We start from the raw sequence: 12,872 nt of genomic DNA on the forward strand, positions 1-12,872 counted from the left end.
CCCGTGCGGCAGCGACCCCTGGGGTCCCGTCCGCCGTCGACTGGCGCTTCCACTGTGCAGGACGAACCGGGGTCGGCACAGGGTTCCGGCCCGTTGAGCCATCATCCCCGGTCGGCGGCTCCGGCATCATGGCGGGGTGAGCAGGGAACAGCGGCGGCCGAACGGCGCCGAGACCACCGAGTTGCTGGAACGCGCGGTCGACGCGGTGCTGGGCGCGCCCGACCGGCGGCTGGAGGAGGCGGTGGACGACGCGGCCTCGCTGCTCGCCGCCTCGGCCGAACGGTGGCCGGAGCTGAGCCGGGCCGTGCTGGTGCGGACCGGCCGTTCGCTGCGGCTGCTCTGGGAGCGCGGCTGGCGCCCGGCCGACCTCGCCCGGCTGACCCGGCGCGACCTGGCCCCGGTCCACCTGGCGCTGCTGGTCGACCTGGTCGCCGCCGAGGCCCGCGGCTACTCCCCCGCCGCGCTGGACCGCCGCTGGCAGGAGCAGCTGCGCGAGCTGGCGGCCGAGGCCTGGTGGCCGGCCGACGACGCCTTCCTGCCCGGCTTCGGCGAGCGGCACCGGCTGGACCGCTTCGCGTTGGCCGGTGCCGTGCTGGAGCTGCTGCGGCTGCTCGGACGGCTGCCGGCGATCGCGCCGGTCGGCCCGGCGCCGGGCGCCCGTCCGGTGGAGCACCGGGCGTTGCGATCGGTGCCCGGAGAGCCGCGGATGCTGGGCCGGATCCGGGCCCTGCTGGCGAAGGCGGAGTCCACCGAGTTCCCGGAGGAGGCCGAGGCGCTGACCGCCAAGGCCCAGCAGCTGATGGCGCAGCACAGCATCGACGAGGCGCTGCTGGCCGCCGGGCACACCGGCACCGACGGCCCGGCGGCGCTGCGGATCGGGGTGGAGAACCCGTACGAGGGCCCGAAGGCGATGCTGCTGGACGCGGTCGCGGCGGCGAACCGCTGCCGGGTGGTCTGGGCGAAGGAGTTCGCCTTCTGCACGGTGGTCGGCTTCGACCCGGACCTGGACGCGGTGGAGCTGCTCTACACCTCGCTACTGGTCCAGGCGACCAGTGCGATGCAGCGGGCGGGCAGCCGGCAGCACCTGGACGGCGCCTCCCGGACCAGGGCGTTCCGGCAGTCCTTCCTGGTCTCCTACGCGGCCCGGATCCGCGAACGGCTGACCGCCGCCACCGAGCAGGCCACCAGCGACGCCGCGGCCGGCCGGCACCTGCGTCCGGACGGCAGCGCCGAGCAGCTGGTGCCGGACGAGCGGCTGCTGCCCGCACTGGCCGCCCGCGAGGAGGCGGTGGACTCCGCCACCGACCGGATGTTCCCCAAGCTCACCGCCCAGCGGGTCCGGGTCAGCGACGGCGAGGGGTGGGCCGCCGGCCGCGCCGCCGCCGACCGGGCCGCCCTGCACGGGCGGGGCCGGGTCACCCGCGGCCGCAAGCGCTGAGCCCGCCTCGCGCCCGCCCCGGACAAGGTCGGCAGCCGAACGACGATCAAGGGGGATCCGGCGTCGGGCACTCGTCCGTCCGCTCAGTCCCAGAGCGCGCCGAAGGCCAGCAGCTCGTCCCGGTGCTCGATCCGCGCCACCCACTCCCCCGGCCAGGCCGCAGCGCCGGCGTGCGCGCCCGCGAAGGCGCCGGCCAGGCAGGCGATCGAGTCGGAGTCCCCGGACGAGTACGCGCCCCGGCGCACGGCCGCCACCGGATCGTCCGGCAGGAGCAGGAAGCAGAGCAGCCCGGTGGCCAGCGCCTCCTCGGCGATCCAGCCCTCCCCGGTGGCCAGGCAGGGGTCGGACTCCCGGTCGCCCTCCGCCAGCGCACCGTCCAGCCGGTCGAGGGCCGCCAGGCACTCGTCCCAGCCGCGCGCGATGAACTCCGCCGGGCCGGGGTCCTGGGCCGACGCCGCCAGGTCGCCCAGCCAGTCGGCCCGGTAGCGGGTCCGCTGGGCGTGCGCGTGGTCCCGCAGCAGCGCGGTGAGTTCGGCCGGTGCCGCGCCGCGCACCAGCAACCGGACGGCCAGCGCCGTCAGTTCACTCGCGGCCAGCGCGGTCGGGTGGCCGTGGGTGAGCGCCGACTGGAACTGCGCGGCGCCACCCAGCTGGTCGTCGGTCAACTCCTCGACCAGGCCCAGCGGAGCGACCCGCATGTTGGCACCGCAGCCCTTGGAGCCCAACTGGCTCGCCTGCTGCCAGCGCCGCCCGGGCGCCGTCAACCGCTCACAGGCGGTCAGGCAGGTCATCCCGGGCGCCCGGTTGTTCTCCGGCGAGCGGTACCAGGCGATGAACTCCGCGCGCAGCGGCGCTTCCAGGAGCTCGGCACTGAGCGGGCCGGCGGCGGCCGCGGTGCGCAGCGCACGGGCCAGCGCGAGCGTCATCTGGGTGTCATCGGTGATCAACGCCGGCTCCGGCAAGGGAAGTTGGCGCCACTCCGGGCAGCGGGCCGCGATGTCCCCGACCTCGTCGAACTCGGTCGGGTACCCCATCGCGTCGCCGATCGCCAGCCCCAGCAGCGCACCCGTGGCCCGCCCCGTCCCGCTCACCGGGCCGCCACCAGCAGCCGGGTCAGCCCGCGGATCACGTACCCCGGCTGCCAGACCGGCTCCTCGACCAGCTCCAGCCGGGCCGTGCCACGCAGCAACGCGCCGTAGGACTCGGCGAGTTCGAGCCGGGCCAGCGGCGCGCCGAGACAGAAGTGGATGCCCGCCCCGAAGGTGACGTGCGGGTTGTCGGCGCGGGTGACGTCGAGCCGGTCGGGGTCGGCGAAGCGGACCGGGTCCCGGTTGGCCGAGCCGAAGAGCAGCGCCACCTCGGCGCCGCGCGGGATCGCCGTGCCGGCCACCTCGATGTCCTCCAGCACCCACCGCTCGAACATCTGCAGTGGGGTGTCGTACCGCATCAACTCCTCGATGGCAGTGGGGAGATGACGGTCCACATCGGAGCGGAGCAGGGCCAGCTGCTCGGGGTTGCGGAAGAGCGCCAACCAGCCGTTGCCGGTGGTGTTGACGGTCGCCTCGTGCCCGGCGTTGAGCAGCAGCACGCAGGTCGAGACCATCTCCTGCTCGCTCAGCGCGTCGCCCTCGTCCTGGGCCTGGATCAGCGCCGAGACCAGGTCGGAGCCGGGCCGCCGGCGCCTCTCCCGGATCAACCCGCGCAGGTAGTCGGAGAACTCGACGCTGGCGTCCACCGCCCGCTGGGCCACCTCGGCCGTCGGGTTGAGCTCGAACATCCCGGTGATCGCCGCCGACCACGGCCGCAGCAGACCCCGGTCGGCCTCCGGCACCCCGAGCATCTCGGCGATCACCGCCACCGGCAGCGGCTCGGCCACCGCGGCGATCAGGTCCCCGCCGCCCTCCGCCAGCAGACCGCCGACCAGCTCACCGGCCAGCCGGGCCACCGTCGGACGCAGCGACTCGACCATCCGCGGGGTGAACGCCTTGGAGACCAGTCGACGGATCCGGGTGTGGTCCGGTGCCTCCAGGTCGAGCAACCCGTTGCCGTTGAGCGTGTGGAACGGCTCGTGCGCCGGGTCGGGCGGGGTCTGCCCGAACTCCTCGTGGCCGAACCGATGGGTGTACGTCCGCCCCAGCCGCCGATCCCGCAGCAGCGCGCTGACGTCCTCGTGCCGGGAGACCAGCCACTGCCCGGTCGGCTCGTAGTACGCGACCGGCGTACGCTCCCGCAACTCGGCGTACGCGTCGTACGGATGCGCGATGAACTCCGGTGACCAGGGGTCGAACAGTTTCACCCGGCCAGCCTAGCGACGAGAGCGGGGAGCGCGACAGAGATCGGTTCCCGGATGATCTCGTGCGCGACCGGGTCGTAGGGAGTGGGCTCGGCGTTGACGATGATCAGCCGGGCGCCGCCCTCCAGCGCGATCTCGACCAGCGCGGCGGCCGGGTGGACCTGCAACGAGGTGCCGATCGCGATGAACAGCTCGCAGGCCCTGGCTATGGCATCGGCCTGCTCCAGCACCACCGGATCGAGCGCCTCGCCGAACATCACCGTGGTGGGCCGCAGCACGCCTCCGCAGTCCAGGCAGGCCGGGTCGGGCTCGCCGGCCGCGACACGGTCGAGGGCCGCGCTCATCTCGCTCCGCCGGTTGCACCGCTGGCACTTCACCTGCCGGACGTTGCCGTGCAGTTCGAGCACCTTGCGGGCCGGCAGCCCGGCCTTCTGGTGCAGCCCGTCGACGTTCTGGGTGAGCACCCGCAGCGGCAGCACGCGCTCCAGCTCGACCAGGGCCCGGTGACCGGCGTTGGGCTCGCGGCCCAGCGCCCCGCCCTCCCGACGCAGCTGCCAGGACCGCCGCCGGATCTCCGGATCCGCCAGGTACGGCCCGATGGTGACCAGCTGCTGCGCCGCGGGATCGCGCTGCCACAGCCCCTGCGGGCCGCGGTAGTCGGGGATCCCGGAGTCGGTGGAGATCCCGGCTCCGGTCAGGACGGCGACGAGCTGGCGACGGTTCATGACACGAACGCTAGGGACACGGACGGGCGCGCGCACCCGGGTTTCCCACCGCGGGAGCCACGGAACGCCGCAGGGCGGCCACCCCGGTGGGGTGGCCGCCCTGCGGCGTCAACCATGGACTCAGCCGGTGTACGGGCCGTAGTCGTAGTCGTCCAGCGGGACCGCCTGGCCGGAGCCGGCGCCGAAGGGCGACAGGTCGTAGTCGTCGTAGCCGACGGCCGAGTACATCGCGGCCTTGGCCTCCTCGGTCGGCTCGACCCGGATGTTGCGGTAGCGGGGCAGACCCGTACCGGCCGGGATGAGCTTACCGAGGATGACGTTCTCCTTGAGGCCCAGCAGCGGGTCCGACTTGGCGTGGATCGCCGCGTCGGTGAGCACCCGGGTCGTCTCCTGGAAGGAGGCGGCCGACAGCCAGGACTCGGTGGCCAGCGAGGCCTTGGTGATACCCATCAGCTGCGGACGGCCGGAGGCCGGGTGGCCGCCTTCCGACACCACGCGACGGTTCTCCTGCTCGAAGCGGCCGCGCTCGACGAGCTCGCCCGGGAGCAGCTCGGCGTCGCCCGACTCGATGATCGTCACGCGGCGGAGCATCTGCCGGATGATGATCTCGATGTGCTTGTCGTGGATCGACACACCCTGCGAGTTGTAGACCTTCTGGACCTCGGCCACCAGGTGGACCTGGACGGCACGCTGGCCCATGATCCGCAGGACGTCGTGCGGGTTGGTGGCACCCATGGTCAGCTTCTGGCCGACCTCCACCGACTCGCCCTCGCTGACCAGCAGCTTCACACGCTTGGAGACCGGGTAGGCGATCTCCTCGGTGCCGTCGTCGGGGGTGACGACGATCTTGCGGGTCTTCTCGGTGTCCTCGACCCGGACCCGGCCCTGCGCCTCCGAGATCGGGGCCACACCCTTGGGGGTACGGGCCTCGAAGAGCTCGACGACACGCGGCAGACCCTGGGTGATGTCGTCACCGGCCACACCACCGGTGTGGAAGGTACGCATGGTCAGCTGGGTACCGGGCTCACCGATGGACTGGGCGGCGATGATGCCGACCGCCTCACCGATGTCGACCAGCTTGCCGGTGGCCAGCGAACGCCCGTAGCACATGGCGCAGGTGCCGACGGCCGACTCACAGGTCAGGATCGAGCGGGTCTTGACCTCGCCGATGCCGTGCCGGATCAGCTCGTCGATCAGCACGTCACCGAGGTCGGTGTTGGCGGTCGCGATGAGCTTGCCGTCCACCGAGATGTCCTCGGCGAGCATCCGGGCGTAGACGCTGGTCTCGACGTCGTCGGCCTTGCGCAGCACACCGTCCGCGCCGACCGAGCCGATCGCCAGCTTGAGGCCGCGCTCGGTGCCGCAGTCCTCCTCGCGGATGATCACGTCCTGCGAGACGTCCACCAGACGACGAGTCAGGTAACCCGAGTCGGCGGTACGCAGCGCGGTGTCGGCCAGACCCTTACGGGCACCGTGGGTGGAGATGAAGTACTCCAGCACGGACAGGCCCTCACGGAAGGACGCCTTGATGGGACGCGGAATCGTCTCGTTCTTGGCGTTCGACACCAGACCACGCATACCGGCGATCTGACGCATCTGCATCATGTTTCCACGAGCACCCGAGTCGACCATCATGAAGATGGGGTTGGTCTTCGGGAAGTTCGCGTTCATCGCCTCGGCGACCTCGTTGGTCGCCTTGGTCCAGATGTTGACGAGCTCCTGCTTGCGCTCGTCGTTGGTCATCAGACCGCGCTCGTAGTTCTTCTGGACCTTCTCGGCCTGCGCCTCGTAGCCCTCGAGGATCTGGGGCTTGCTCGGCGGCACGACGACGTCCGAGATCGAGACGGTGACACCGGACCGGGTCGACCAGTGGAAGCCGGCCGCCTTCAGGTTGTCCAGGGTCGCCGCCACGGTGACCTTCGGGTACCGCTCGGCCAGGTCGTTGACGATCGCGGAGAGCTGCTTCTTGCCCACCTCGTAGTCGACGAACGGGTAGTCCTCGGGCAGCAGCTCGTTGAAGAGCGCGCGGCCCAGCGTGGTGTTCAGGCGGAAGGACTCGCCCTCCATCCACGTGGCCTGGCCCTCCTCGTCCACCGGCGGGGTCCAGCCGCGGGGCGGCACGGTGCCGATCGGCAGGCGCAGGTCGATCGGGGCCTGGACGTCCAGCTCGCGGGCGTCGAAGGCCATGATCGCCTCGGCGGTCGACGAGAAGGAGCGGCCGGCGCCCTTCACGTTCTCGCGGTCCGAGGTCAGGAAGAACAGACCGAGCACCATGTCCTGGGTCGGCATGGTGACCGGACGGCCGTCGGCCGGCTTGAGGATGTTGTTCGAGGACAGCATCAGGATGCGGGCCTCGGCCTGCGCCTCCGCGGAGAGCGGCAGGTGCACGGCCATCTGGTCACCGTCGAAGTCCGCGTTGAACGCGGTGCAGACGAGCGGGTGGATCTGGATGGCCTTGCCCTCGACCAGCTGCGGCTCGAAGGCCTGGATGCCGAGGCGGTGCAGGGTGGGCGCACGGTTCAGCAGCACCGGGTGCTCGGCGATGACCTCTTCGAGGACGTCCCACACCACCGGGCGGGCGCGCTCGACCATGCGCTTGGCCGACTTGATGTTCTGCGCGTGGTTCAGGTCGACCAGGCGCTTCATCACGAACGGCTTGAAGAGCTCCAGCGCCATGGCCTTGGGCAGACCGCACTGGTGCAGCTTGAGCTGCGGGCCGACGACGATGACCGAACGGGCCGAGTAGTCGACGCGCTTGCCGAGCAGGTTCTGGCGGAACCGACCCTGCTTACCCTTCAGCATGTCGGACAGCGACTTCAGCGGACGGTTGCCGGGGCCCGTGACCGGGCGACCACGGCGGCCGTTGTCGAAGAGCGCGTCGACGGCCTCCTGGAGCATGCGCTTCTCGTTGTTCACGATGATCTCGGGCGCGCCGAGGTCGAGAAGCCGCTTCAGGCGGTTGTTGCGGTTGATCACGCGGCGGTACAGGTCGTTCAGGTCGGAGGTCGCGAAGCGGCCACCGTCCAGCTGCACCATCGGACGCAGGTCCGGCGGGATCACCGGGACGCAGTCCAGCACCATGCCGTTGGGCTTGTTGGTGGTCTGCAGGAAGGCGGAGACGACCTTGAGGCGCTTGAGCGCCCGGGTCTTCTTCTGGCCCTTGCCGGTGCGGATGATCTCGCGGAGCCGCTCGGACTCCTCGGCCAGGTCGAAGGTCTCCAGGCGGTCCTTGAGGGCCGCGGCACCCATCGAGCCGGAGAAGTACGTGCCGAAGCGGTCACGCAGCTCGCGGTAGAGCAGCTCGTCGCCCTCGAGGTCCTGGACCTTGAGGTTCTTGAAGCGGGCCCAGACCTCGTCGAGGCGGTCGATCTCGCGCTGCGCGCGGTCGCGCAGCTGCTTCATCTCACGCTCGGCACCCTCGCGCACCTTGCGGCGCACGTCGGCCTTGGCGCCCTCGGCCTCCAGCTCGGCCAGGTCGGTCTCGGCCTTCTTGGCACGGGCCTCGAGGTCCGCGTCACGGCGGTTCTCGATCTGCTGGCGCTCGACCGAGACGTGCGCCTCAAGGGACGGCAGGTCACGCTGACGGCGCTCGTCGTCCACCCAGGTGATCATGTAGGCGGCGAAGTAGATGACCTTCTCGAGGTCCTTCGGCGCCAGGTCGAGCAGGTAGCCCAGACGCGACGGGACACCCTTGAAGTACCAGATGTGCGTGACCGGGGCGGCCAGCTCGATGTGGCCCATCCGCTCACGGCGCACCTTGGCGCGGGTCACCTCGACGCCGCAGCGCTCACAGATGATGCCCTTGAAGCGGACGCGCTTGTACTTACCGCAGTAGCACTCCCAGTCCCGGGTGGGACCGAAGATCTTCTCGCAGAAAAGGCCGTCCTTTTCCGGCTTCAGCGTGCGGTAGTTGATGGTCTCCGGCTTCTTGACCTCGCCGTGCGACCACTGGCGGATGTCGTCAGCCGTGGCCAGGCCGATGCGGAGCTCGTCGAAGAAGTTGACGTCAAGCACTGGTCGTCAAGCCCTCTTTCGTAAGTCGAGAGTCGTTCATGTGGTCTGAGGGGGGCCTGGGGGCGGGCCGGCCAGCGAGTGGCCGGCCCAACCTCCGTCAGACCTCTTCGACGCTGCTCGGCTCGCGCCGGGACAGGTCAATGCCGAGCTCCTCGGCAGCACGGAAGACATCCTCGTCGGAGTCCCGGAGCTCGATGTTGGAGCCGTCCGAGGACAGCACCTCCACGTTGAGGCAGAGCGACTGCATTTCCTTGATGAGCACCTTGAAGGACTCGGGAATGCCCGGCTCGGGGATGTTCTCGCCCTTGACGATCGCCTCGTAGACCTTCACGCGGCCCAGGACGTCGTCGGACTTGATGGTGAGCAGCTCCTGCAGCGCGTAGGCCGCGCCGTACGCCTCGAGGGCCCACACCTCCATCTCACCGAAGCGCTGACCACCGAACTGCGCCTTACCACCGAGCGGCTGCTGGGTGATCATCGAGTACGGGCCGGTCGAACGGGCGTGCAGCTTGTCGTCGACCAGGTGGTGCAGCTTGAGGATGTACATGTAGCCGACCGAGATCGGCATCGGGAACGGCTCGCCGGAGCGGCCGTCGAACAGCCGGGCCTTACCGGTGGAGTTCACCAGGCGCTCACCGTCACGGGTGAGGGTGGTGTTGTCCAGCAGACCGGTGATCTCGTCCTCACGGGCGCCGTCGAAGACCGGGGTGGCGAGGTTGGTGCCACCCTCGACCGTGTCGGCGCCGATCGCCTGGAGGCGGCGGGCCCACTCGTCGGCCAGGCCGGAGACGTCCCAGCCCTGCTTGGCGAGCCAGCCCAGGTGGATCTCCAGGACCTGTCCCGGGTTCATTCGGGACGGGACACCCAGCGGGTTGAGGATGATGTCGACCGGGGTGCCGTCCTCCAGGAAGGGCATGTCCTCGACCGGAAGGATCTTGGAGATGACACCCTTGTTGCCGTGGCGGCCGGCGAGCTTGTCACCGTTGGTGATCTTGCGCTTCTGCGCGACGTAGACGCGGACCAGCTGGTTCACGCCCGGGGGCAGCTCGTCGCCCTCCTCGCGGTCGAAGACGCGCACGCCGATGACCTTGCCGGACTCACCGTGCGGCACCTTCAGCGAGGTGTCACGGACCTCACGGGCCTTCTCACCGAAGATCGCGCGGAGCAGGCGCTCCTCCGGGGTCAGCTCGGTCTCACCCTTCGGGGTGACCTTGCCGACCAGGATGTCGCCGGTGACGACGTCCGCGCCGATCCGGATGATGCCGCGCTCGTCGAGGTCGGCGAGGACCTCCTCGGAGACGTTCGGGATGTCCCGGGTGATCTCCTCGGGGCCGAGCTTGGTGTCACGGGCGTCGACCTCGTGCTCCTCGATGTGGATCGAGGAGAGGACGTCGTCCTGCACGAGGCGCTGCGACAGGATGATCGCGTCCTCGTAGTTGTGACCCTCCCACGACATGAACGCCACGAGCAGGTTCTTGCCCAGCGCCATCTCGCCCTCGTCGGTGCACGGGCCGTCGGCCAGCACCTGACCGGCCTCGACCCGGGCGCCCTCGTCCACGAGCACCTTCTGGTTGAAGGAGGTGCCCTGGTTCGAGCGGGTGAACTTGGCGGCGCGGTACGTGTTGTACGTGCCGTCGTCGTTGGCCACCGTGACGTAGTCGGCCGAGACCTCCTGCACCACACCGGCCTTCTCGGCGGTGATCACGTCGGCGGCGTCGACCGCGCAGCGGTACTCCATGCCGGTGCCGACCAGCGGAGCCTCGCTCTTCAGCAGCGGCACCGCCTGGCGCATCATGTTCGAGCCCATGAGCGCGCGGTTGGCGTCGTCGTGCTCGAGGAACGGGATCATGGCGGTCGCGACCGACACCATCTGGCGCGGCGAGACGTCCATGTAGTCGATCTCGGTGCCGGGGATGTAGTCGATCTCGCCACCACGGCGGCGGACCAGGACGCGCGGCTCGGCGAAGTGCAGGTCCTCGGTCAGCGGCGCGTTCGCCTGCGCGATGACGTAGCGGTCCTCCTCGTCAGCGGTCAGGTAGTCCACCTGCTCGGTGACGATGCCCTCGACGACCTTGCGGTACGGGGTCTCGATGAAGCCGAAGGCGTTCACCCGGCCGTACGAGGCCAGCGACCCGATCAGACCGATGTTCGGGCCTTCGGGGGTCTCGATCGGACACATGCGCCCGTAGTGCGAGGGGTGCACGTCACGGACCTCGAAGCCGGCCCGCTCACGGGAGAGACCGCCGGGGCCGAGGGCCGACAGACGACGCTTGTGGGTCAGGCCCGACAGCGGGTTCGTCTGGTCCATGAACTGCGACAGCTGGCTGGTGCCGAAGAACTCCTTGATGGAGGCGACGACCGGCCGGATGTTGATCAGGGTCTGCGGCGTGATCGCCTCGACGTCCTGGGTGGTCATGCGCTCGCGCACGACGCGCTCCATACGGGCGAGACCCGTACGGACCTGGTTCTGGATGAGCTCGCCGACGTTGCGCAGGCGGCGGTTGCCGAAGTGGTCGATGTCGTCGACCTCGACCACGATGTCGCGGCCGGTCTCGTCCTGCCAGTCGGTCTCACCGGCGTGCAGCTTGACCAGGTACTTGATCGAGTTGATGATGTCCGGCTCGGTGAGCACGCCGGAGTCCAGCGACTCGCTGTTGCCGAGCTTGCGGTTGACCTTGTAGCGGCCGACCTTGGCCAGGTCGTAGCGCTTCGGGTTGAAGTACAGGTTCTCCAGCAGCGTCTGCGCGGCCTCGCGCGTGGGCGGCTCGCCCGGGCGCAGCTTGCGGTAGATGTCCAGCAGCGCGTCGTCCTGGCCCTGGGTGTGGTCCTTCTCCAGGGTGGCGCGCATCGACTCGTACTCGCCGAACTCCTCGAGAATCATCTCGTTGGTCCAGCCGAGCGCCTTGAGCAGCACGGTGACGGACTGCTTGCGCTTGCGGTCGATGCGGACGCCGACCATGTCGCGCTTGTCGATCTCCATCTCCAGCCAGGCACCACGCGAGGGGATGACCTTGCAGGAGTAGATGTCCTTGTCGGACACCTTGTCCAGGGTGGAGTCGAAGTACACACCCGGGGAGCGGACGAGCTGCGACACGACGACACGCTCGGTGCCGTTGATCACGAACGTGCCCTTGTGGGTCATGAGCGGGAAGTCGCCCATGAAGACCGTCTGAGACTTGATCTCACCGGTCTCGTTGTTGGTGAACTCGGCCGTGACGAAGAGCGGAGCCGCGTACGTGAAGTCGCGGTCCTTGCACTCGTCAATGGAGTTCTTCGGCGGCTCGAAACGGTGGTCGCGGAAGGTCAGCGACATCGACCCGGAGAAGTCCTCGATCGGGGAGATCTCTTCGAAGATCTCCTCGAGGCCGGACTTGGTGGGGACGTCCTGACCACTCTCCAGGGCCGCCTCGACCCGGGACTTCCAGGCCGCGTTGCCGAGCAGCCAGTCAAAGCTCTCGGTCTGCAGGGCCAGGAGGTTCGGGACCTCAAGGGGCTCCTTGATCTTCGCGAACGAGACGCGGAGCGGGGCGGTGGATGCGGCGGAATTGTTCGAGGCGTTGCGCGGCGCGGCCAAGAGGGGGGTCCTTCCGAGGGCTCGGAGCTCACTACGCGCGTACCGGCCGGGCCTTGCCGGGCTCGGTCCCGCCTCCGTCGCCGTGGGTCTCAGCCGGGGGATGAATCCCAGGTCAGAGCCGCTTTGCGGAGGCGATGCCAGACCCCGTCAGGGCAGCGCACACTCCGGGCGACGAGTCACGGAGCAGCTAACAGGCAGCGCAAAGGGACAGTGTAGCCAAACGGCACACTGCTGTCCAGCCCAGATTCGGAGACCGAATCGGACACTCCCTCCGGTAGCCACCCGGACGGTCCTGGCCCCTCCCGGGGCCGGTCCGCGGGCGGATCCCTGCGTTCCTGCCACTGCGCACCGCAGCGGTGCTCAACCTCGCCTGAGGCCGGCACCGCGACTCACGTGGAGTCATTTCCCGCCCGGCCCCCGGTTATGCATCCGGGGCCACCCAAACTAACGGCGGGCCGACTCCGCGGTGTCGGCGTGCGCCTTGAGAATCGCGCGCCGCGTGCGGTTCGTCAAGGCCCAGCCGGAGCGTGGACCTCGCGCTGTTCATCGCTCCGGGCGCCCACGGCGTTACAGGAAGCCGTGGTGGGGGCCCTGGTGGCGACGACAGCGATCACCATACCGGTCCGGACCGACAGCGGCCGAGCGGGCGTTCGGCCACCTCGGCGGACCCGGGAAACCACCCCGGCGGACCCGGGAAAACAGAGCAGGCCGGGGGGGGGCCCCCCCGCGGGGGGCCCCCCCCCCCCCGCCGGGGCCCGCGGGGGGCGGGGGGGGGGTGGCGGGTGCAGTTGGGCCGCGGGGGCGGAGGGCGGGGGTGGGGTTATGGGG

Annotated in this window: 6 protein-coding genes; 1 reads left to right on the forward strand and 5 read right to left on the reverse strand. The window is 70.1% G+C overall.

All coding sequences use genetic code 11. From position 1 onward, the window contains the following. Positions 1-136 precede the first annotated feature (136 nt). On the forward strand, positions 137-1,438 hold the full coding sequence (locus tag ACIGXM_RS01040) for a DUF2786 domain-containing protein (RefSeq protein WP_396555478.1): 1,302 nt from the start codon (positions 137-139) through the stop codon (positions 1,436-1,438). Positions 1,439-1,521: 83 nt separating this feature from the next. On the opposite strand, the gene ACIGXM_RS01045 is transcribed toward ACIGXM_RS01040, so the two are convergent. The 5 genes from ACIGXM_RS01045 to rpoB form a co-directional block, all read right to left on the reverse strand. After that, a complete protein-coding gene (locus ACIGXM_RS01045) occupies positions 1,522-2,529 on the reverse strand; it encodes an ADP-ribosylglycohydrolase family protein (RefSeq protein ID WP_396555480.1) in 1,008 nt (335 codons plus the stop codon). Then, entirely contained in the window at positions 2,526-3,728 is a 1,203-nt protein-coding gene (locus ACIGXM_RS01050; RefSeq protein ID WP_396557310.1) for a cytochrome P450, read from the reverse strand. Before ACIGXM_RS01050 ends, ACIGXM_RS01045 begins: the two co-directional genes overlap by 4 nt. 2 nt (positions 3,729-3,730) lie before the next feature. Continuing rightward, on the reverse strand, positions 3,731-4,456 hold the full coding sequence (locus ACIGXM_RS01055; protein WP_396555482.1) for an SIR2 family NAD-dependent protein deacylase: 726 nt from the start codon (positions 4,454-4,456) through the stop codon (positions 3,731-3,733). A 120-nt stretch (positions 4,457-4,576) separates the two neighbouring features. Further along, positions 4,577-8,470 (reverse strand): DNA-directed RNA polymerase subunit beta', encoded by a 3,894-nt coding sequence (locus ACIGXM_RS01060; RefSeq protein ID WP_396555484.1) that lies wholly within the window; start codon positions 8,468-8,470, stop codon positions 4,577-4,579. Positions 8,471-8,567: 97 nt separating this feature from the next. After that, positions 8,568-12,044 carry a DNA-directed RNA polymerase subunit beta gene (rpoB, locus tag ACIGXM_RS01065; RefSeq protein ID WP_396555486.1) on the reverse strand — a complete coding sequence of 1,159 codons (3,477 nt, stop codon included), beginning with the start codon at positions 12,042-12,044 and terminating at the stop codon, positions 8,568-8,570. Positions 12,045-12,872 lie beyond the last annotated feature (828 nt).

The sequence above is a fragment of the Kitasatospora sp. NPDC052896 genome (assembly GCF_044547075.1).
Lineage (GTDB): Bacteria > Actinomycetota > Actinomycetes > Streptomycetales > Streptomycetaceae > Kitasatospora.